Source organism: Arthrobacter halodurans (genome assembly GCF_041877255.1).
GTDB lineage: Bacteria > Actinomycetota > Actinomycetes > Actinomycetales > Micrococcaceae > Arthrobacter_N > Arthrobacter_N halodurans.
The window spans coordinates 1-18,905 of sequence record NZ_JBHDLJ010000021.1; the positions used below are offsets into that span (position 1 = coordinate 1).

Consider the following 18,905-nt stretch of genomic DNA (forward strand, 5'->3'; position numbering starts at 1 on the left):
CGTCCGGCGGACCCGCTCCACCCAGCGGTCGCCCGGGCCGCTGGCGGCCCAGTTCAGCCGCAGTGTGCCCACGGCGAGGGTGAGCCGGCGCGCGGCGGCGGCGCGGTTGTGGAACATGCGCCCCGCGACGCCGACGCGCAGCCGGGGATCGAACCGGACGGCGGTTTCCGGGCCCATCCGGCAGCTGAAGTCCAGGTCGTCGTGGACGTCGTTCCGGTCGCGGGCGATGTGCGGGCCGACCCGCTCCCAGAGCCCGCGGCGGAAGGCCATGTTCGAGCCCCAGAGCGGCCACGCGGCGATGCCGCTGCCGGCCCCGACGAAGTATCCGAGGGCATACAGGACGGCTGCCGGCGCCCCCCACCAGCGCGGGAGGTCGTAGAAGGTTCCCGGTCCCGTGAGCGCGTCGAGGCGCGCCTCCCGCTCGAAGCGCCGGGCGATCCGCTCCAGCCAGTCCGCGGGCGGCCGCGTGTCGGCGTCACAGCGGACCACGATGTCGCCGTCCGCCGTGTCGTAGCCGCGTGCCGCCGCCGCGGGGATGCCGCGGATCTCCTCGCGGACGACGACGGCGCCCGCGGCGCGCGCGAGGTCCGCGCTGCCGTCCGTGCAGCCGTTGTCCACCACCACGAGCTGGTCCGCCGGCCGCGTCTGCGCGGCCAGCAGGCGCAGCAGCACGGCGAGGTGTTCGGCGTCGTCCAGGACAGGGACGACGACGGACAGCCGCGTCACGGCGCGGTATTCGGCGCCGGGGATCCGGACGCCGGGGACCCTGGCAGCGAAGGATCGGACAGCGAGGGATCGGACTGCGGGGAGTCGGACACCGGGACGTGCCGCGGCCGCGTCGCCAGAACCGCGCCCGCGGAGGCGCCGAGCAGCGTGGCGGCCAGGTCGCCGATGGTGTCCCGGTAACCCACCCCGATGTCGCGGGTGAGGAACTCGTGTCCGGCCCATTCGCCGATTTCCCAGAGCACGCCGAGCAGCGTGCCGAGGGAGGCCGCCGCGATCGCGGACCCCGCGCGAAGCCGCGGGTGCCCCTCGAGGGGCGGGTGGGCCAGCCGGTGGACGACCAGCATGTCCCAGGCCAGCCGGGTCAGGACCAGCGGGGCGGCCACGTGCACCGCGAGGTCGAGCCCGGCCACCGTCGCGTAGGCGCCGACGACGCTGAACCAGCCGGCGCACAGGATGACGGTCTGCCCCACGGCGTCCTCGAGCGGTGTGCGCGCGTAGTAGCGCAGCGCCCACAGCCCGCCGAGCGCCAGGAGCATCACGGAAGCAGAGACCGGGCCGCCGACGGCCCATCCGGCCGGCACGGCCAGCGCCCCGACCGCGCGCCCCAGGTCCGTCGGCGCCAGCCGGAAGCGCTCCGCGTAGGCGGGGGCGCGGTGCGGCGCCGCGGGGATGGTCATGCGTCCAGCGTAGCGGGACGCCGGGGTGTCGCTTCCCAAAGCAGGTCAATCCTGCAATGGTTTTGTCACGAAGCCGAGAAACTCCGCCGGCCCGGGCACGCACGGTGTCCCGGGCCGGCCCCACAGAGCAGGAGCCCCCCATGAGCACCAGCGACGACGCGGCGAAGACGCCGGCAGGCCGGCCGGAGGACCGCGGGGCAGCCGCGGCGAGCGAGCCGGAGACCGCGGCGATCCCGCACACCCGGGACGCGCGGAGCGAGCCCGAGACCGCGGCGATGTCGCACACCCGCACGACCCCGCCGGAGCCGGAGACCGCGGCGATGTCGCACACCCGCACCACGCCATTGGAGCCGGAGACGGACGTCGCGGCCCGCCGGGAACGCGGCATCGGGTCGGCCGGTGCGGGCTCGACCGCCGTCGGCGCGGCCACCGCCCTGGACCGGAAAAGCGTCCTGGAGCGCGAGATCCAGGAGTTCGGGGGCGTGAAGATCGGTTCGGCGTTCTTCGGCTGGCTGACCGCCACGGGCACCGCCATCCTGCTCACCGCCCTGGCCGCGGCCCTGGGTGCGGCGTCCGGAACGGCCACACTCGACGACGTGGCCGAGCAGGCGGCGCGGAACCCGGAGGGCGCTGGACTGGTCGGCGTGATCGTCCTGCTGGCGATCCTCCTGGTCGCCTACTACTGCGGGGGCTACGTGGCCGGCCGGATGGCGCGCTTCAACGGTGCCCGGCAGGGCGTGGCGGTGTGGGTCTGGGGCGTGTTCATCGCCCTCGTGCTCGGCGGACTGGCGCTGGTCGCCGGGGACCGGTTCGACGTGCCCGGCCAGGGCGGCGCCATCCCGAGGATCCAGGTCGGCGGCGACGCGACGCTCCAGGGGCTGATCGCGGCGCTGGTCGCCGCGGCCGTCTGCCTTACCGGGGCCATCCTGGGAGGACTGGCGGGAATGCGCTTCCACCGGCGGGTGGACCGCGCCGGCTTCGGCGACTAGCGGCCCGCGGGCGCTGCGGGGCGTCCCCGTCGCCCCGTCCCCTGCAGGCCCAGACGCCCCGGCGGCCCAGCCGGGCGACGACGGACGCGAGTCCGGCCACGACGAGGCCGGCGACGGCCACCGCCGCCAGGACGACGGCGGTGCTCTTCGGTGTGGGGCGCTTGCTGTCCATGCTGGGCAGTCTAGGGTGGGCGCGTTCGCGCGGCTAGATCCTGCCGGGAACGGCCAGGTGCGGGTAGGCGCCGCGGCATGGGACCGCGGCTACCCCAGCGCCTTGGCCTTCAGCGTCCGGAAGTCCTCTTCGGTGATGCCGCCGGAGTCCAGCAGGGCCTGGGCGTCGGCGATCTGGCGCGCCGGCGTGCTCGGGGTCGTGGCGATCGAGCGGATGCGGTCCTCGACCGCGGCCTCGGCGGCCATCGCCCGCACCTCGTTCCGGGCGGCCATGCCGGTGCCGCGGACGATGAGGTAGATGAGCGCCGTCAGGATGGGCAGCACCAGCAGGAGCAGGAACCACAGCGCCTTGACCCAGCCCTGCAGGTCCCGGTCCCGGAACAGGTCGGTGACGATGTGGAACAGCATCACCAAGTAGGACACGAAGACCACGAACAGCACGATCGACCACAGGGTTTCCAAGAAATTCACGTCTGCCTCCCAGGCGGCGCCGGATGCCGGATGCAACGCATCATAGGCCCGGCGGCGCCGGCGGGCCAGAGCGGGACGCCCTTCCCCGCGGCACGAAAGTGGGAGAGGCTGGGACCCCCAGCCCTGTGCCCGAAAGGTGTCCCCATGCGCGCGGTCGTGTTCGAGAACTACCAGTCCTTTCCCGTCCTGAAGGACGTCCCCCGGCCCGTCCCGGGACCCGGCGAGGTGCTCCTGAGGGTCGCGGGGGCGGGCGCCTGCCACTCGGATGTGGCCGTCTACCGTGACTTCGCGGAGGGCCAGCCGGGTGCGCAGACGCCGGGCTTCGTGCTCGGGCACGAGAGCTCGGGATGGGTCGAGGAGGTCGGCGCCGGCGTCGAGGGCCTCGAGATCGGCGGCGCGTACCTCGTCTACGGGCCGGTGGGCTGCCACCGGTGCGCCGCCTGCGCCGCCGGCGCGGACACGCTGTGCCGGAACGCGGCGACCAACCCGTACATGGCCATCGGACTGGGGCGCGACGGCGGCATGGCGGAGTACGTGACCGCCCCCGCCCGGAACCTGGTCCCGCTCGGCGACGCCGACCCGGTGGCCGCGGCCCCGCTCGCGGACGCGGCGCTGACCCCGTACCACGCGATCAAGACGGCCCTGCCGCAGCTGGCCGGGGGAGGCCGGTTCGCCCTGGTGGTCGGGCTGGGCGGGCTCGGACAGATCGCCGTGCAGATCCTCAGGGCGCTCACCGGCGCCACGGTCATCGCCACGGACATGAAGGAGGAGGCGATGCGGACGGCGGAGGCCGCCGGCGCCGTCGTCGTCCCCGCCGGGCCGGGGCAGGTGGAGCGCATCCGCGAGATCACCGGGGGCCGCGGCGTCGACGCCGCGTTCGACGTCGTCGGGGCTTCGCCGACGATCGCCACCTGCGCCGCCTCGATGGCGCAGGGTGGCCGGCTGATCGTCATCGGGATCGACGGCGGGCCGTACGAGTGGAGCTTCTTCACGGCACCGTACGAGTCCACGATCTCCAACACCTACTGGGGAACGATCCCCGACCTCCACGAGGTGGTGGAGATGTACCGGGCGGGGCAGATCGTCCCGGAGATCGAGCGCTTCGCCCTGGACGACGCGCTCGAGGCGTACCGCCGGCTGGAGGCCGGGGAGCTGAGCGGCCGCGCCGTCGTGGTGCCGCACGGGAACTAGCCCACGACGCGACGCGGCGGCCCGGCCGCGGGACGGATCCCGCGGCCGGGCCGCCGCGTCGCAGGGTGGTGCTCCTACGGGACGGGGGTTCCCTCCGGCTCGCCCGACCGCTCCGCGGCCGGCCGGTCCGCGTCGCCACCGGCGGCCGCTTCGGCGTCCCGCTCGCCGCGGCGGCGCGTGGGCAGGCCGAAGCGCGGGCGCGGCTTCTGGGCCTGGCCGCCGGAGCGGTTCGGCTCCTCGACCTCCAGCCCGTAGACGTCGCCGATGTGGCCCACGAGCGCCACCCGGCGGGCGCGGTCGTAGGCCTTCGACTCGCGCGAGAACGCGAGGACCGTGGCCCAGCAGATCGCCAGCATGACCACGCTGAAGGGCAGGGCGATGATGATGGCGGCCGTCTTGAGCGCGTCGAGTCCTCCGGCGAACAGGAGGGCCGTGGCCAGCAGCGACGTGGCCACCGCGAAGAACGCCCGGATCCACGGCCGCGGCTCGGGGTCGCCGCCGGTCGCGATCATCGACATCACGAGGGAGCCGGAGTCGGCCGACGTCACGAAGAAGATCGCGATGAGCAGGAGCGTGCCGAAGACCAGCACGGAGCCCGCGGGGAGCTGCTGCAGCATCTGGAACAGCGCGCCCTCGAGGTTGACGCTGCCGTCCTCGCCGACCAGGCCGCCGGGGCCGTTGAGCTCGGAGTACAGCGCGGTGCCGCCGAGCACGGAGAACCAGAGCATGGTCACGAGCGTGGGGACCAGGACGACGCCGGCCACGAACTGGCGCACGGTGCGTCCGCGGGAGATCCGGGCGATGAAGATGCCCACGAACGGCGCCCACGAGACCCACCAGCCCCAGTAGAACGAGGTCCAGGAGGCCTGCCAGGCCTCGCCCTCGGTGCCGGCGAACGCGCTGACGTTGAAGGACAGGCCGAGGAAGTTCTGCAGGTAGTTGCCGACGGACTGGACGAAGTCGCGGAGCAGGAACTGGCTGGGGCCCACGACCAGGATGAAGAGCACCAGGATGCCCGCCAGCACCAGGTTGATGTTGGAGAGCCACTTCATGCCCTTGGACACGCCCGAGAGCACGGAGAACAGGACGGCCGCGGTGATGACGCAGATGATGACGACGTTCAGGAAGTCGGACACCTCCACCAGCCCGGCGCTTTCCAGCCCCGCGCCGATCTGCAGCACGCCCAGCCCGAGCGAGGTCGCGACCCCGAAGACGGTGCCCACGAGCGCGACGACGTCGATCACGTTGCCGGCGCCGCCGCGGACGCGGTTGCCCAGCAACGGCTCCAGGGTCCAGCGGATGGAGATCGGGCGGCCCCGGCGGTGGATCGCGTAGGCCAGGGCCAGCCCGATCACCACGTAGATGGACCAGGCGTGGAAGCCCCAGTGCAGGAACGTCTGGCTCAGCGCCTGCTGCGCGAGCTGCGGGTCCGTGCCGGTGACGCCCGGCTTGGGGGACGCGAAGTGGCTGAGCGGCTCGCTGACGCCGTAGAAGACCAGACCGATGCCCATGCCGGCGGCGAAGAGGAGGGCGAACCAGGAGCGGAGCGAGAACTCGGGCTCGTCGTCGTCCTTGCCCAGCTTGATGTCGCCGAAGCGGCTGAAGCCCACCCACAGGCAGAAGCCCACGAAGATGGTGCTGATGAGCACGTAGTACCAGTTGAAGTTGTTGACGATCCGTTCCTGGACCGACGCGAACAGCGACTCCGCGCTCTGCGGCAAAACGATGGCGTAGAGTGCGAAAACCAGGATGATCGCTGCTGAGGGCCAGAAGACCCAAGGGTGGACGGGTGGGCTGCTGGTCGAGGGTTTCACCCATCCATCGTAGGCGGTGCGCCTCGCGCGGACGCGGGCGCGCGGTTCCGCGGGCGCCCCCGCGGGGGCGCCCGCACGCGCGACCGGGGGTCGGCGCCGCGGCGGTTAGGCCTCGAGCGCCGCCAGCACCTGCCGGGCCACGTCGCCGCTGGACTGCGGGTTCTGGCCCGAGATGAGGTTGCCGTCGCGCACCACGTGGCTCTGCCAGGCCGGTCCGGAATCGACGACGGCGCCCTCGTCGCGCAGGACGTCCTCGACGAGCCAGGGGGTGTTCTCTCCCGTCCCGCCGTTGAGCTCCTCCTCGTTGGTGAAGACCGCGAGGCGGCGCCCGGCGAAGACGAAGCGCCCGTCGTCGTGCTTGGCGGCGAGCAGCCCGGCCGGGCCGTGGCAGAAGGGGGCGATGACCGTGCCGTCGGCGTCCGCGGCGCGCAGCAGGGCGCCGAGGTCGTGGTCAAAGGCGAGGTCGGCCATCGGGCCGTGCCCGCCGGGCAGCACGACGGCGGCGTACGCGGCCGCGTCGACCTCGGCCAGGACGAGCGGGGAGGACAGCTCGGCGTCGATCTCGTCCAGGTACGCCTTGAACAGGGCGGCCTTGGCCTCGCCGCCGGCGTTGTCCGGGGCGAGGCTGACCTGGTCGACGGTGGGCTTGGCCCCGCCGGGGGTGGCGAGGTGGACCGTGTGGCCCGCGGCGCGGAGGGCCCGGTGCGATTCGACGAGTTCCTCGGCCCAGTAGCCGGTGGGATGCTCGCTGCCGTCCTTCATCGTCAGGGAGTCGGCGGCCGAGACGACCATCAGGATGTTTGCCATGGGGTGTTCTCCTCGCGTTCGGTGCCTCGGCGCGGACGCCGCGGCACGTGGGGTATGGATCGGGGGCGCTTAAGCGGCAACACCCGTCCCCGCCGCGCTATTCCGCCCGGCGCTGTCCCGGGATTACGCGCGATGCCGACCCGCGGCACCGTGCCGCTCTTCCGCGGCGCCGGGCGTCCCGCCCCGCCGCGCGTCCCGGAGGGCCCTCAGGAACCGCCGTGCTGGGGCTCGGTCAGCGCGTCGGCGTCAATGCCGTCGAGGGCCCGGGCCAGCCGCCGCAGGACCTCGACGATGCGCGTCGCCTCGGTGTCGTTGAGCCCGACCGTGGCGTCCAGAAGGATCTGCTGGATCAGCGACTCGGGGCCGGCGCTCGGGGCCATGGCCTGGGCCGTCGGGACCAGGACGATCGACCGGCGGTCCGTGGGGTCGTTCTCGCGGACCAGGTAGCCGTCGCGGGCCAGGCGGTCGATCAGGCTGGTCGTCGAGGCCGTGGTGATGCCGAGGGCGCGGGCCAGGTCCCCGGCACGGGTGATGTTGCCCGCGATCTGGTCGCGCAGGAGGTGGCGCAGGGCCAGGAGATCGGTTTCGCCCAACGGCAGGACGCGGCGGCTGCGTCGGCGCATCGCGGCCTCGGCGCTGGTGAACTCCTGGAGGGCCTCGACGATCTCGGGACGCGGTTCCGGGGACCGTTCGCGCTGTCCCTTTCCCGTCGGCTTGGCGTGTGCGGGGGTCGCTGGCATGAATCCCATTCCTCCCTAGATGTCGCCGGGTAGGGGGCCTTCGGGCTAACGGAGCACTCTGCGCCCGCTGGTACCCGATGCACCGAGGCTACCACCGCGCTCTCTGGAAGTCTGTTTCCCTTGTTTCTAGTCCCTCTAATGATCGCCCGTCACGGGTGGGTCGACGTGTGTCCCGGGCCGCCGGGTGCCTCGTCCCCGGGGGCGGCGCCCCCCGGCGCGGCATCGGACGCGGCGGGCCCGACGTGCCCCGCCCCGGCCGCGGAGTCGGGCGCGGCGTCGACCGCGTCGACCGCCTCCGTCATGCGCCGCAGGAATCCGACGACGACCGCGGTGTCGGCGTCGGTCATGCCGCCGGCGGCGGCGCGCATCCGCTCGTGCATCCCGCCGAGGGTGTGCCGGACCTCCCTGTCCGCGTCCGGCGTGGGCTGCAGGATGATCGACCGCCGGTCGTTGGGGTCCTGCTGGCGCTGGATGTGCCCCGAGGCGATGAGGCGGTCCACCAGCGTGGTGACCGACGCCGAGGTGATGCCCAGGCGGTGCGCCAGGTCCCGGGGCCGGGACACGCGGCCGGACCGCTTGTCCTGGAAGAGGAAGCGCAGCGCCAGGAGGTCGTTCGCGCCCATGCCCATGGACTCGCGGGTCCGGCGGCGCATGGCGGCCTCCGACGTCGTGTAGTCGCGCAGCGCGTTGAGGATCGCCGTCGTGCCGTCCCCCTCGGTGGCCTTGCGGTACCAATACCCGGAGGGGCCGTGGCCCTCGCTCGTCATGGACGCCATCGTCGCGGCTCCTCGGTTCGTCGCAGTGTGCCTGTCGCAGTGTGTCCAGTGCCGGTCTGCGTGGTCTCGACATGCTGGTGGTCCATCAAAAATACCGGAAGCGCGCGCGGGGCGCCGACGGGTTCATGCCGCCTCACGCGGTCCGTGCCGGGGGCGCGTCCGCCTGGTCCTGGACCAGCCCGAGGATCCAGTGCACCGCGTCCTCGGGACGGGGGGCCCGGTGGCGCGCGGTGGCCCACGCGGTGCGGTAGGCGTTTTCCAGGGCCCGCTCCGCCGCCGGCCCCGCGCCCAGGAGGTGGCAGGCGAGTCCGTAGGCGAGTGGGGAGGTGAGGTCGTAGAACACCTCGAACGCGTCGGTGTCGCCGGTGCGGATGAGCGGCATGACCCGGCGGAGGTCCTGATCGCGCGGGTCCTGATCGCGCGGGCCTGGGCCGCGCGGGCCGGGGTCGCGTGGGGCTGGATGGTGCGCGGCGGATGCGGCGGGGCCGCGGCCGGGGGCCCGGCCGCCGCCGAGAGGCTCGTCGTCGCAGAACCGCAGAGTAGTGGCCGCCATGTTGTCCCCCGTGTCGAAGTGTTCCTCACCATAGAATAGACGAACTAGTTAGATTGTCTAGCTTCACGTTTTTCTACAAGGACCGGCCGGTTTCACCTTCGGGGATTCCGCGGATCCCGGAGCTGGACAAGCCGCTAAGGCGTCTGGCTATTATCTAGTTTAGCTAAGTAACTGATCTCCGAGAGGAACCCCGTGGCATTGCATCCCGTCGAAGCGGCACCGGCCCCGGCGCGGCACATCACGCTCGACACCGCGTGGATGGCCCGGCTGTCCGACGTCGATGCGTTCGTCCGCGACGCCGGGCGCCTTCCCGGCGGGGCCACGGGCGATCCCGCCGAGCGGCGGCTGTTCCGCTGGCTCGAGAACCAGTTGCGACGCCAACGCTCCGGGGGCATGACCGCCTCGGAGGACCAGCTCTTGCGATCGACCCTGAACGACCTGCTGCCGGCCCCGCGACGCGCGCGGTCCTGGGAGAGCATGGCGCGGGAGATCGAAGAATTCGCGCGGGAGTACCGCCGCCTTCCCCGGGTCTCCGGGCCCGGGACCCCGGGGGAGAAGCGGCTCGCGGCGTGGATGGGCGCCCAGGTCTGCTCCAGGGGCAACGGTTCCCTGTCGACGCGGCAGGAATGGGTGCTCGACCAGCTGCTCCGCGACCGCGCGGATGACCCCGTCCGGTCCCACCGGACAACCCCCGCCGCCGCGGTGGTGTCCCCGTGAGACGCCGCGGCTCCGCGGGGACGCTCAGACGGCGTCGGGCGTGGAACGCTCGCCCAGGGTGAGCTCCGCGACGGTGTCCAGCCCCGGGTGCTCGTGGTCGCCGTCGCGCACGACGCCGGTGACCCAGCGGAGGATCAGGCCGCCCGTGGTGTCCTCGAGGACCGCCAGGTTGTTGTCGAACCAGGGGCCCTTGATCCCGTTCCACTTGAACGGCGGGTCCGGGACGTGCATGGACCGCGCGACGGCGGCGCCCATCGGGGCCGCCGGCCCGTAGGCCATGGCGGCGGAGAAGAAGCGCATGAACCGCGGGAGCGGGTTGCGGATCGGCGAGCAGACGGCCTGCACCAGGCGGCTGCCGGAGTCGCGCTCCACCTCGGAGACGTAGGAGAAGTGCACGTCGCCGGAGAGGAACGTGACGGTCTCCGGGGCGGTGCCTCGGCGCCCGTCGGCGACCTCCATCGCCATGCGGGCCATGTCGTGGAAGCTGCGCTGGAACGCGGCCCAGTGCTCCAGGTCCAGCCCCTGCCGCAGGCGCTCGCCCACCCGTTCGCCGGTCCGCCCCCACATGCCGCGGCGCGCGCCGCCGTCGCGCCGCCCGCCGGCCTCGCTGAACACGGGGGCCGTGGACACCGCCTCGTTCCAGGATTCCACGTGGTGCAGTCCTGCGGGGAGCAGGAACGGGAGCGACGTGCCGATCAGCAGGTGCCGGAATCCGCCGCGCATCTTCCCGTCCAGCCACTCCATCTCGGGTTCGTCGAGCAGCGAGCGCTCGGCGGGCTCGAGCACGCGGGCCGAGCGCGAGTCGACGACGATCAGCCGGACGTCGCCGAAGTCCCGGGCGTAGCTCCAGCGGTAGCTCGCCGGGTCCCGGTCCGCGCGGTCGGCCAGGGCGTCCAGCGCGTCGGTCAGGTCCAGCTCCGCGGCGCCGTCGTGGCCGGCCACCATTTGCCAGAGTTCGTCCTCGGCGCGCTGGTCGGGGGAAAGGTTCCCGAGGTGCTGGTAGATCCAGTACGAGCCCAGGCCGGCGACGATGCGCCCGTGCCACCACGACGTGGCCTCCATCTTCCGACGCCAGCTCTGGGACGCGTTCCAGTCGTCGCGGATGTCGTGGTCGTCGAAGATCATGGCGCTGGGCAGGGTGGAGAGGAGCCAGCGGTTCGCCGCGTCGGACCAGGCCAGCCGGTAGAGGTGGGCGTACTCCTCGTAGTCCTTCAGTTCGGGGCCGGGGACCTCTTCGATGTCGCGGCGGGCCCGGATGAAGTCCTTCATCTCCTCGCTGGTCACGTCCGCGTACACCTGGTCGCCGAGGAACAGCGCCAGGTCCGGCCAGTCTGCTTCGTCCCCGGAGGCCAGGGCGAGCGCGTAGGAGCGCATGGCGTCGACTCCGTGCGTGCGGTGGCCGCGCTGGTCGTGCGGGACGCTGGTGCGGCAGGAGCCGAAGGCCATGCGCAGGCGCCGGTCCGGGTGCAGCGTGTTGATTGACGGGGCCGGGTACTCCCCGTCCCGCGGCGGCCAGACCCGCGCGCCCTCGAACTCCACGGAGTACTCGCGGCGGGTCCCGGGCTCCAGCCCGGAGGCCTCGACGAGCGCGTAGTGGTGTCCGTGGGCGCCGAAGGTGCGCGCACTCCAGGAGTCGCCGCCGGCCCGCACGACGACGGTGCCGGCATCCCGCGTCTCGACCCAGATGCTCGCGCTGGTCTCGTCCACGTACCGCAGCATGGGTCCCAGCACCAGCGGCGACCCGTCCGTGGTCCCGCCGCTGTCCGCTTCTACGCCTTCGCTCATGGTCCTACCGTACGGCGGCCCGGAGGGCATGGGGGGATCGACGACACGCTGGACCTTCCTGGGGGAGCAGTTCGCCCCCCGCGGGAAACGTGCGGCGGTTCGGTGCCGCCGGTCGGCGCGGGTTGCTGGCTGCTGTGCTGAGTGCTCGCGGTTGCGCTGTTCTGTGTGCTGAGTACAGCGTGCCGCAAACCGGTCCCTTCCGGTAGACCCGAGTTCTCCGGGGGCTAGCCTGAGGGGATGACCGAGGACACCACGCACCGCATCCCGCGCCACACCACCCGCATCGTGCTGGCCGAGCGTCCGCACGGCACGCCCACGGCGGCCACGTTCCGCACCGAGGAGGCCGAACTCCCGGCTCCCGCCGACGGGGAGCTGCTCGTGGGCCACCGCTACATCTCGCTGGACCCCTATATGCGCGGTCGGATGTCCGCGGGGAAGTCCTACGCCGCCCCGACACCGGTGGGGGACGTGCTCCCGGCCGAGACCGTCTCCGAGGTGCTCGAGAGCCGCCACCCGGACTTCGCGCCGGGGCAGCTGGTGGTCGCGTACGGCGGCTGGCAGAGCGCCGCCGTCGTGCCCGGGGCCCACGCCCGGGCCGTGGCGGCGAACGGGCTGCCCGCATCGACCGCGTTGGGCGTGCTCGGGATGCCCGGCTTCACCGCGTACGCGGGCCTGGCCGAGATCGGCCGCGTCCGGGAGGGCGAGACCCTGGTGGTCGCCGCGGCCGCCGGGCCGGTCGGCGCGACGGTCGGGCAGCTGGCCCGGGCGGCCGGGGCGCGCGCCGTCGGCATCGCGGGCGGCCCGCGGAAGTGCGCCTACCTGGTCGAGGATCTCGGCTTCGACGCCGCCATCGACCACCGCTCCGAGGACTTCGGGGAGCGGCTGGCGGCGGCGTGACCGGACGGCGTGGACGTCTACTGGGAGAACGTGGGCGGGCGTGTGCTGGAGGCGGTGCTGCCGCTGATGAACCTCTACGGGCGCCTGCCGGTCTGCGGCCTGGTCTCGCAGTACAACGCGACCGGCGACGCCGCGGCCCCGGACCGGCTCCCCGGCCTGATGCGCACCGTGCTGAACCGCAGCCTGACCATCCGCGGCTTCATCCAGACCGAGTTCCGCGCCCAACACTGGGACGCGTTCCAGCGGGACATGGCCGCGCTCGTCGGGGACGGCACCGTCAAGTACCGGGAGGACGTCGTCGACGGGCTGGAGAACGCGCCCCAGGCGTTCATCGGCCTGCTCGAGGGGCGCAACCACGGCAAGCTGCTGATCCGGGTGTAGACCCGCGTACGGTCCCCGCTGGGGGTCCCGTCGGCCGGTCCCGGCCGTCGGCGACCCCCGGGGGTGCGCGCCGGTTCAGGCCCGACGGCGCAGCGCGATCCCGGCGGCCAGCGCCACGCCGAGTTCCAGGGCCGCGATGCCGAGCATCCACGCGCCGTCCGGGGCGGCGGCCGCGGCGCCGGGTCCGGCGGCCGCCGCGCCGGGAGGCAGCGCTCCGGCTCCGTGCGCCGCGTGTCCGCCCGGAAGGCCCTGGGCCAGGGCCAGGTGGAACACGGCCATCGCCGCGGACATGCCCAGCAGCACCGCGAGCCCCTCGCGGGACGGGCGCCGCCACGCCTCCACGGCGCAGGCCGCGCAGACCGCCGCCATGAATGCGAGCAGCCCCGTCAGCCACGGACCGTGGGGGTGCGCCACGAGCACCCAGGCGTGCGCGGCCACCGCGAGGCCCGCGGCGAGCGCGGCGGCCCGGGCGGACCGCCGCTCCCGCGCGCACGCGACCGCCGGGCAGGGTGCCGGCCGGTCCGCCGCGGGCAGGGCGGCCCGGCGGACGCGGCGTGCCGGAGTGCTGGGGCGCCGGGGCGTTGCCGCGGGTCCGGCGGCGAGCTGTGCCATGGGGCGCGCCCTACTGGTGGCAGTGCTTGCCGGACGCGGGCGCCGGCACGTCGAGGACGGGGGAGCGGTCGAAGAAGCCCTCGGGACGCAGCCGGAAGCCGGTCTGGTCCACGGGCATGATCGGCCAGTCCTCGACGCGCGGGAAATGCGTGAGGCCGAAGGTGTGCCAAAGCACCAGGTCCTGTCCGTCGAGGTCGCGGTCCGCGGCCGTCCACTCCGGCAGCCCGCCGTCGCCCGCGTGCTGGTTCGGGAAGTCGCCGGTGGGGTAGCGCTGGTCCTCGTCGTACCGCGTCACCCACAGCGCCTTGGTCGCGAACGCCGCGCGCCGCGCGATCGAGGACCCCGCGTCGGCCAGCAGGGTGGGCTGCCCCTCGGGGTGCAGCTTGTAGGCGACGGGCTCGCCGAGGCGGTTCAGGGACTCCGGGTTGGAGACAACCCAGGTGCGGCCGGCCGCCATGTTCGCGTCCCGCTGCGCCTCCGACTCGCGGGCCAGCACCGTGCGCTTGCGGGTGAACGCGTTGCCGCGCGGGTTCTCCGGCCCGGTCGGCACGCGCACGGCCTCCTCCTCCAACACGCGGCCGGGGCCGCCGTCGAGCGCGAAGTCCAGCCGCGCGCTGAAGAGGTGCTGGTGGTACGGCGCGCCCAGCCCGGGGGCCATCTCCGAGGCGTACGGATGGCCCTTGCCGGGGTAGGCGCTGGTGAACACGACGCCCGTGGCCTTGGCCTCGAACTGGATGGTGCCGTCGAGGTACAGGTACCAGTAGAAGCCGTAGTCGTAGTTGCCGACGGTCGTGAAGAAGGAGATGACCAGGCGCCGGTTCCGGCGGGTGTAGTTGACCCCGCTCCACAGGTCGGAGTGCTTGGAGAGGATCGAGAAGTCCTCCTCGTGCATGCAGACGCCGTTGCGGATCTCGCGGGGGTTGCCGCGCGCGTCGGCGACCGTGGGGGAGATGTAGTGGATCTCGCCGAGGCAGTCGCACCCCAGTTCCAGGGAGTTCGCGAACTGCCCCACCAGGTACTCCCCGGTGTCGAAGTAGTTCTGCCAGCTGCGGATGGGGGAGGGGTCGCCGTAGGGGACCACCATCTCGGCGATCGACGCCCGGTTGAGGATGCGCCGGCGCCGCCCGCCGTCGTCGAAGGAGATGTTGTGCAGCACCAGGCCCTCGCGGACGTCGAAGCCGACGTCGAGGCTCCACTTCTCCCATTCGACGTGGTTCCCGCCGGAGACCGTGAACGACGGGCCCTCCGGCTGGGTGATCTCGATGGGTTTCTGCGTGGTGCGCAGCGGGCCGGTCAGCTCGGGGTCGGTGTAGTTGCCGTGCTCGGCCGGGATGGGCACGACGCCGGTGTCCAGGACCTGGTCGACCGTCCCGGTGGTGACGTCGACGTACGCGACGAGTCCGTCGACCGGGTGCGCCCACGCGGAGTCCTCGGGGAAGTCCTGGACGAACGCGAGGCCGCGCAGGATGCGCCGCCCCTTCTCCTCGGGGTATTCGAACACCCCGGCGGAGAGCGGGGCGACGCGGACGTTCGCGACGTCCAGGCCCCGGCGCCCGAGGGCGGCGAGCCACGCCGGGTCCGTGGAGAGGATGCGCTCGACGACCTCGAACTCCTCCTCCAGCACGGGCAGCTCGCCCGTGAGGGAGGTGTCCAGTTCCGCGACAGAGTCGACGGCGCCGCGCGTCACCGAGAGCACCACGTCGCGCGGGCGCCCCCCGGAGGTGTCGAGCAGGAAGACGCGGAAGCGCCGATCGACGGGGGCGTCGGACGGCGTGCCGCGCGGCGGGTCCACGAGGCCTAGGTAGGCGATCCGCGCGGTCTCGCCGAAGAGCCCCTCGGCCTCCAGCAGGGCGCGGGCCGCGAGGATCTCCGCGGCGGACGGGAGCGAGTACGCGCCGGCCGCGGTGTCCGGCGCGGCCGCGGCGTTGACGTCGGCGCCAGCGCCGTGGCAGGCCGGGGCGGCGGTTTCCGTGGGGGGCTGCTGCGGGTTCATGGGGACTCCTGGGTGGGTGAGGAACGGGCGCCGGGCGGCGCACCGTGAACCACGTCACATCTTTTTTCTACTACGGTAGACAATAACGACGGCCGCGGCGATCCACAAGGGGTTGTCCGACTACGATTCTGGGGACGGCACACGACGCGGAAGAAACGGTGGACTGCATGCCCAAGATCGTCGACCACGACCAGCGCCGCGCCGAACTGGTCGACGCGACGTGGAGGATCATCGCCCGCCACGGGCTCGACGGGGCCACCCTGCGGGAGGTGGCCGCCGAGGCCGGCTTCGCGAACGGCGCCCTCAAGCCGTACTTTCCGACCAAGGCGGACCTGATCCAGGCCGCCTTCGGCCACGTCTTCGGGCGCACGAACCGGCGCGTCGCCGAGGCGACCGGCGGCTTGGCCGGCCTGGCCGCGCTGCGCGCCTTCGCCTGCGAGGTGCTTCCGCTCGACGACGAGCGGCTGGCCGAGGCGCGCGCCGTCATGCCGTTCTGGCAGATGGCCGTCAACGACCCGCGGATGCTGAGCGCCAACGACGAGGCCATGGAGCGGTGGCGGAGCGACATGCTGCGCTGGCTGGCGGAGGCGGCCGCCGCCGGAGAGTTGCGCGCGGGGCTCGACGCCGGAAGTGCCGCCGAGGGTCTCCTGACGTTCCTGCTGGGCGCCCAGGTGGTCGCCGTGCTCGATCCGGGGCACAACGGCCCCGACGCGCTCGTGGCCCAGCTGGACTCGCACCTCGGGATGCTGCGCGCCGTGTAGGGATTCTTTTTCCGACAATCGGAGAAAAAGCTTCCCACGGCGGTGCCAAGGGCGTACATTCACAGCAATGTGACATGGACGACAGTCCCCCGCCGGCAGGAAGCACCCGATCCCATGGAACACGTGAAACGCGCGGCCAGCTTCGACGAGTGGCGCCGACTCGTCTCCCGGTCCTTCGTGCCGCTCGAGGCGGACCCGATCGGCCGCGGGCCGTTCGCGGGCCACCTGTCCGGGCGGCGCCTGAACGAGCTCGCGATCGTCGAGGTCGGCGCGTCCGCGCACGCGGTCCGCCGCACGCCGGAACTCATCGCGGCGTCCGAGCACGCGTACTACAAGCTCAACCTGCAGGTCAGCGGTCACGGGCTGCTGGTGCAGGACGGCCGGGAGACGCTCCTGGCGCCGGGGGACCTGGCCATCTACGACACGCAGCGCCCCTACACGCTCAGCTTCGACGGCGACTTCACCACGCTGGTGATGATGTTCCCCCAGCAGCTCGTCGGCCTTCCGCGGGAGGACATCGCCGACCTCACGGCCGTGCGGATGGGCTCGGGCCACCGGCTCGGCCGGGCGGTCGCGCCGTTCCTGACGCAGGTCGGCGCCATGCTCCCCGAGCTCGACGGGCCGATCGGGCACCGGCTGGCGATGAACGTCGTCGACCTGCTCGCGACGCTGCTGGCCGACGAGGCGTACGCGCGCCCCGGCCGCGCGGAGGCCGGGCAGTCCCGCCTGCTGCGCCGCGTGCAGCACTTCATCGACGGCCAGCTGTCCAACCCCTGCCTGGCCCCGGCGGAGATCGCCGCCGCGCACTACATCTCCACCCGCAGCCTGCAGAAGCTCTTCGCGGACTCCGGCAGCACGGTGGCCGGCTGGATCCGGGAGCGGCGCCTCGAGCGCTGTCGCCGCGACCTGCTGGACCCGCTCAACGCCGAGCTTCCGGTCGGGGCGATCGGCGCCCGCTGGGGCCTGCCCGACGCCGCCCACTTCAGCCGCGTTTTCCGCGCCGCCTACGGCGCGGCACCCACGGCCTACCGCCGCGCCGCCGCCGAGTCCGGGCCGCCGGGCCGCGCTGCGGTGCCGGCCTAGCGGCCCCGCCCCCGAAGTCGGACCCGCGGCCACGGTCTGCGCGGGACGTCAAGGAACCGACGCGCAAACACAAGCCACCGGCGCCGCCCCAGGAGGACAGTGACGGGTACGAGGAACCGCAGGCCGGCGGCCCGTCCGCCGCACCACCCCGAGATCCCGGAGGAACAACCGATGTCCACCCAAGCCCCCCACAGCGCCACGCCGGCGCCGGCGGAAGCCCATCTGGGCCGGCGGCGCCTCGGCGTCCCGGCCGTGGTCTTCATGATCATCGCCGCCTCGGCGCCACTGACCGTCGTCGCCGGCGGCGTCACCAGCAACTTCGCCGTCTCCGGTCTCGTCGGGATCCCGCTGTCCTTCGTCGTGCTGGGCGCCGTGCTGATCCTGTTCGTCGTCGGATACTCGGCGATGAGCCACCACATCCACAACGCCGGCGCGTTCTACGCCTACGTCGCCCGCGGCCTCGGCAAGCCGGTCGGCGTCGGCGCCGCGTGGGTCGCGATCGTCTCCTACAACGCGATGCAGATCGGCATCTACGGGCTCTTCGGGTTCGCGCTGTCCTCCTTCATCGCCGCCATGACCGGCGCCGAACTCGCCTGGTGGCTGTGCGCGCTCATGGGCTGGGTCGTCGTCGGGCTGTTCGGCATCAACAAGGTGGACCTGTCCGCGAAGGTGCTCGGCGTGCTCGTGGCGCTCGAGTTCGTCGTCGTCGCGGTGTACGACGTCGTTGCCCTGCGGGTCGCGCCGGAGGGCGTCTCCGGCGCCGCGCTGGAGCCGCAGGCCCTCTTCGTCGGGGGCGTCGGAGCCGCGCTGGCGTTCAGCATCGCCGCGTTCATGGGGTTCGAGTCGGGCGCCATCTACAACGAGGAGGTCAAGGACCCGCGCCGGACCGCGGGCCGCGCGACGTTCATCGCGGTCATCGTCATCTCCGTGTTCTACGCGTTCTCCGCGTGGGCCATGAGCGTCGGGACCGGCCCGACGCAGATCGTTGCCGCCTCCCGGGAGATGGGGCCGGACCTGATGTTCGTCTTCCTGAGCGAGCACGCGGCCACCGTCTTCTCCGACTTCGCCCAGCTCATGTTCATCACCAGCCTCCTGGCCGCGCTCATCGCGTTCCACCAGGTCGTGGCCCGCTACTTCTTCTCGCTGGGCCGCGAGGGCGTGCTGCCGTCCTACCTGGCGGGCATCAGCCGCCGCACCCAAGCCCCGGCCGCCGGATCGCTGACCCAGTCGGCGCTCGCCCTGGTCCTGCTCGCCGTGTTCGCGATCGCCGGCACCGGGCACGAGTACGGCCCGCTGTTCCCGGTGCTGACGCTCTTCACGTGGCTGACCAACATGGGCGCGTTCGGCCTGGTGCTGCTGCTCGCCATGACGTCGCTCGCCGTCGTCGGCTACTTCCGCCGGCACCGCGACCTGTACTCGCTGTGGACGCGCGCGATCGCCCCGACCGTCTCGGCCGCGCTGCTCGTCGCGGTGTTCGCCCTGATCGTCATCAACTTCGACGTGCTGATCGGCCTCGAGGGCGACTCCATCCTCAGCTGGCTGCTGCCGGCGCTGGTCCTGATCCCGGGGGCCGCCGGTACCGTCTGGGCGTGGATGCTCCGCAGCCGCCGCCCCGACCTGTACGCCGGCATCGGCCGCGGCGGGGAACTCGAGTAGGCCCAACCACCACCGACCCATCCAACCGGCCCATCCCACCGACCTGTCCGACCGATCCGTCCGCGGCGCCGGTCTCGGCGACCGGCGACACACCCCGATCCACCC

At 73.0% G+C, this 18,905-nt stretch carries 19 protein-coding genes; 8 read left to right on the top strand and 11 right to left on the bottom strand.

What is annotated here, in order from left to right:
- Both ACETWP_RS16995 and ACETWP_RS17000 read right to left on the bottom strand, forming a co-directional pair.
- On the bottom strand, nt 1-726 hold a 726-nt coding region (locus tag ACETWP_RS16995; protein WP_373973475.1), incomplete at its 3' end, for a glycosyltransferase family 2 protein.
- Nucleotides 723-1,403, bottom strand: a complete 681-nt coding sequence (locus tag ACETWP_RS17000; RefSeq protein ID WP_373973476.1) for a DUF2238 domain-containing protein — start codon at nt 1,401-1,403, stop codon at nt 723-725. The genes ACETWP_RS16995 and ACETWP_RS17000, both read right to left, overlap by 4 nt.
- Before the next feature lie 140 nt (nt 1,404-1,543).
- Between ACETWP_RS17000 and ACETWP_RS17005 the strand changes: the two genes are divergently transcribed.
- A complete protein-coding gene (locus ACETWP_RS17005) occupies nt 1,544-2,392 on the top strand; it encodes a hypothetical protein (protein WP_373973477.1) in 849 nt (282 codons plus the stop codon).
- Nucleotides 2,393-2,653: 261 nt separating this feature from the next.
- Here ACETWP_RS17005 and ACETWP_RS17010 read toward each other — a convergent pair whose 3' ends face one another.
- A complete protein-coding gene (locus tag ACETWP_RS17010) occupies nt 2,654-3,034 on the bottom strand; it encodes a PLDc N-terminal domain-containing protein (RefSeq protein WP_373973478.1) in 381 nt (126 codons plus the stop codon).
- A 144-nt stretch (nt 3,035-3,178) separates the two neighbouring features.
- On the opposite strand from ACETWP_RS17010, the gene ACETWP_RS17015 reads away from it, so the two are divergent.
- Entirely contained in the window at nt 3,179-4,225 is a 1,047-nt protein-coding gene (locus tag ACETWP_RS17015) for an NAD(P)-dependent alcohol dehydrogenase (protein ID WP_373973479.1), read from the top strand.
- A 74-nt stretch (nt 4,226-4,299) separates the two neighbouring features.
- Here ACETWP_RS17015 and ACETWP_RS17020 read toward each other — a convergent pair whose 3' ends face one another.
- The 5 genes from ACETWP_RS17020 to ACETWP_RS17040 form a co-directional block, all read right to left on the bottom strand.
- Entirely contained in the window at nt 4,300-6,039 is a 1,740-nt protein-coding gene (locus tag ACETWP_RS17020) for a BCCT family transporter (RefSeq protein ID WP_373973480.1), read from the bottom strand.
- Between the two features lie 105 nt (nt 6,040-6,144).
- The gene (locus tag ACETWP_RS17025; RefSeq protein ID WP_373973481.1) at nt 6,145-6,846 is read right to left on the bottom strand and encodes a type 1 glutamine amidotransferase domain-containing protein; all 702 of its coding nucleotides are present in this window, start codon (nt 6,844-6,846) and stop codon (nt 6,145-6,147) included.
- A 206-nt stretch (nt 6,847-7,052) separates the two neighbouring features.
- Nucleotides 7,053-7,586, bottom strand: a complete 534-nt coding sequence (locus ACETWP_RS17030) for a MarR family winged helix-turn-helix transcriptional regulator (protein WP_373973482.1) — start codon at nt 7,584-7,586, stop codon at nt 7,053-7,055.
- A gap of 149 nt (nt 7,587-7,735) precedes the next feature.
- Nucleotides 7,736-8,353 carry a MarR family winged helix-turn-helix transcriptional regulator gene (locus tag ACETWP_RS17035; RefSeq protein ID WP_373973483.1) on the bottom strand — a complete coding sequence of 206 codons (618 nt, stop codon included), beginning with the start codon at nt 8,351-8,353 and terminating at the stop codon, nt 7,736-7,738.
- A gap of 142 nt (nt 8,354-8,495) precedes the next feature.
- Nucleotides 8,496-8,744: a hypothetical protein gene (locus ACETWP_RS17040; protein WP_373973484.1), complete on the bottom strand. Its 249-nt coding sequence runs from the start codon at nt 8,742-8,744 to the stop codon at nt 8,496-8,498.
- A gap of 363 nt (nt 8,745-9,107) precedes the next feature.
- Here ACETWP_RS17040 and ACETWP_RS17045 point away from each other — a divergent pair, with 363 nt between their 5' ends.
- Nucleotides 9,108-9,632, top strand: coding sequence for a hypothetical protein (locus ACETWP_RS17045; RefSeq protein ID WP_373973485.1), 525 nt, complete (start codon nt 9,108-9,110; stop codon nt 9,630-9,632).
- A gap of 24 nt (nt 9,633-9,656) precedes the next feature.
- Here ACETWP_RS17045 and ACETWP_RS17050 read toward each other — a convergent pair whose 3' ends face one another.
- Nucleotides 9,657-11,417, bottom strand: a complete 1,761-nt coding sequence (locus tag ACETWP_RS17050; protein WP_373973486.1) for an alkaline phosphatase D family protein — start codon at nt 11,415-11,417, stop codon at nt 9,657-9,659.
- 237 nt (nt 11,418-11,654) lie between these two features.
- On the opposite strand from ACETWP_RS17050, the gene ACETWP_RS17055 reads away from it, so the two are divergent.
- The gene (locus tag ACETWP_RS17055; protein WP_373973487.1) at nt 11,655-12,314 is read left to right on the top strand and encodes a hypothetical protein; all 660 of its coding nucleotides are present in this window, start codon (nt 11,655-11,657) and stop codon (nt 12,312-12,314) included.
- 9 nt (nt 12,315-12,323) lie between these two features.
- Nucleotides 12,324-12,695 carry a hypothetical protein gene (locus ACETWP_RS17060; protein ID WP_373973488.1) on the top strand — a complete coding sequence of 124 codons (372 nt, stop codon included), beginning with the start codon at nt 12,324-12,326 and terminating at the stop codon, nt 12,693-12,695.
- A 75-nt stretch (nt 12,696-12,770) separates the two neighbouring features.
- On the opposite strand, the gene ACETWP_RS17065 is transcribed toward ACETWP_RS17060, so the two are convergent.
- Both ACETWP_RS17065 and ACETWP_RS17070 read right to left on the bottom strand, forming a co-directional pair.
- Entirely contained in the window at nt 12,771-13,307 is a 537-nt protein-coding gene (locus ACETWP_RS17065) for a hypothetical protein (RefSeq protein ID WP_373973489.1), read from the bottom strand.
- Between the two features lie 10 nt (nt 13,308-13,317).
- The gene (locus tag ACETWP_RS17070; protein ID WP_373973490.1) at nt 13,318-15,300 is read right to left on the bottom strand and encodes a primary-amine oxidase; all 1,983 of its coding nucleotides are present in this window, start codon (nt 15,298-15,300) and stop codon (nt 13,318-13,320) included.
- Between the two features lie 167 nt (nt 15,301-15,467).
- Between ACETWP_RS17070 and ACETWP_RS17075 the strand changes: the two genes are divergently transcribed.
- The 3 genes from ACETWP_RS17075 (at nt 15,468) to ACETWP_RS17085 (ending at nt 18,800) form a co-directional block, all read left to right on the top strand.
- Nucleotides 15,468-16,061: a TetR/AcrR family transcriptional regulator gene (locus ACETWP_RS17075; RefSeq protein WP_373973491.1), complete on the top strand. Its 594-nt coding sequence runs from the start codon at nt 15,468-15,470 to the stop codon at nt 16,059-16,061.
- 114 nt (nt 16,062-16,175) lie between these two features.
- Nucleotides 16,176-17,144 (top strand): AraC-like ligand-binding domain-containing protein, encoded by a 969-nt coding sequence (locus ACETWP_RS17080; protein WP_373973492.1) that lies wholly within the window; start codon nt 16,176-16,178, stop codon nt 17,142-17,144.
- Between the two features lie 171 nt (nt 17,145-17,315).
- Nucleotides 17,316-18,800 (top strand): APC family permease, encoded by a 1,485-nt coding sequence (locus ACETWP_RS17085; RefSeq protein ID WP_373973493.1) that lies wholly within the window; start codon nt 17,316-17,318, stop codon nt 18,798-18,800.
- Nucleotides 18,801-18,905 lie beyond the last annotated feature (105 nt).

Bases quoted from the DNA above. Each gene is read 5' to 3' on its own strand.
- ACETWP_RS17085 (WP_373973493.1), top strand. From the start codon at position 17,316: ATGTCCACCCAAGCCCCCCACAGCGCCACGCCGGCGCCGGCGGAAGCC.
- ACETWP_RS17005 (WP_373973477.1), top strand. From the start codon at position 1,544: ATGAGCACCAGCGACGACGCGGCGAAGACGCCGGCAGGCCGGCCGGAG.
- ACETWP_RS17015 (WP_373973479.1), top strand. From the start codon at position 3,179: ATGCGCGCGGTCGTGTTCGAGAACTACCAGTCCTTTCCCGTCCTGAAG.
- ACETWP_RS17025 (WP_373973481.1), bottom strand. From the start codon at position 6,846: ATGGCAAACATCCTGATGGTCGTCTCGGCCGCCGACTCCCTGACGATG.
- ACETWP_RS17000 (WP_373973476.1), bottom strand. From the start codon at position 1,403: ATGACCATCCCCGCGGCGCCGCACCGCGCCCCCGCCTACGCGGAGCGC.
- ACETWP_RS17080 (WP_373973492.1), top strand. From the start codon at position 16,176: ATGGAACACGTGAAACGCGCGGCCAGCTTCGACGAGTGGCGCCGACTC.
- ACETWP_RS17035 (WP_373973483.1), bottom strand. From the start codon at position 8,353: ATGACGAGCGAGGGCCACGGCCCCTCCGGGTATTGGTACCGCAAGGCC.
- ACETWP_RS17040 (WP_373973484.1), bottom strand. From the start codon at position 8,744: ATGCCGCTCATCCGCACCGGCGACACCGACGCGTTCGAGGTGTTCTAC.
- ACETWP_RS17075 (WP_373973491.1), top strand. From the start codon at position 15,468: ATGCCCAAGATCGTCGACCACGACCAGCGCCGCGCCGAACTGGTCGAC.
- ACETWP_RS17030 (WP_373973482.1), bottom strand. From the start codon at position 7,586: ATGCCAGCGACCCCCGCACACGCCAAGCCGACGGGAAAGGGACAGCGC.
- ACETWP_RS17050 (WP_373973486.1), bottom strand. From the start codon at position 11,417: ATGAGCGAAGGCGTAGAAGCGGACAGCGGCGGGACCACGGACGGGTCG.
- ACETWP_RS17065 (WP_373973489.1), bottom strand. From the start codon at position 13,307: ATGGCACAGCTCGCCGCCGGACCCGCGGCAACGCCCCGGCGCCCCAGC.
- ACETWP_RS17055 (WP_373973487.1), top strand. From the start codon at position 11,655: ATGACCGAGGACACCACGCACCGCATCCCGCGCCACACCACCCGCATC.
- ACETWP_RS17070 (WP_373973490.1), bottom strand. From the start codon at position 15,300: ATGAACCCGCAGCAGCCCCCCACGGAAACCGCCGCCCCGGCCTGCCAC.